Source organism: Tepidimonas fonticaldi (assembly GCF_001675355.1).
Lineage (GTDB): Bacteria > Pseudomonadota > Gammaproteobacteria > Burkholderiales > Burkholderiaceae_C > Tepidimonas > Tepidimonas fonticaldi.
On record NZ_LZDH01000036.1, the window covers coordinates 1 to 698 of the forward strand.

1 protein-coding gene is annotated in these 698 nt (G+C 42.3%); it reads left to right on the top strand.

The genetic code is table 11. The annotated features are described in order from the left end of the window. A partial coding sequence (gene murJ / locus A9O67_RS12970) for a murein biosynthesis integral membrane protein MurJ (RefSeq protein WP_197484429.1) occupies window positions 1–674 on the top strand: 674 nt, incomplete at its 5' end. Window positions 675–698: the final 24 nt, after the last annotated feature.

Consider the following 698-nt stretch of genomic DNA (forward strand, 5'->3'; position numbering starts at 1 on the left):
CATCACTTGCGAAAAGCTTTACGAGTGGCAACCAAAACGAATATCGTCACTTGATGGATTGGGGGTTACGCCTTTGTCTGCTACTGGCACTACCTTGTGCGTTAGGGTTGGCGATACTCTCTGAAGCATTAACCGTATCTTTATTCCAATACGGTAATTTTACGGCGCATGACTCACTTATGACACAATATGCCTTAATTGCCTATTGTGTTGGGTTAACTGGGATGATTTTGGTGAAAATTTTGGCACCAGGTTTTTATTCACGCCAAGATATTCGTACCCCAGTGAAAATTGCGATTGTCACGTTAATCTTAACGCAACTGATGAACTTAGCCTTTATCGGGCCATTACAACATGCAGGTTTAGCTTTAACCATTGGGTTAGCTGCCGGTTTTAATGCGGGAGTTCTCTATTGGCAATTGCGCAAGCAAGATATTTTTCAGCCTTTAGCGGGCTGGAAAGGGTTTATCGTTAAACTATTGATAGCGTTAATTGTAATGGGTGCCGTGCTATTTGGTGTCTTACATTTTATGCCGTCTTGGCAAGAAGGTAATATGCTGATGCGTATGCTACGTTTGATAGGCGTCGTGATTGTTGGTGCGGGAAGTTATTTTGTTGCTTTATACGTGCTCGGGTTCCGCCCTCGTGATTTTATGAAACGCAGTATTGCCTAATTAATAAGTATGTCAATGACCTTA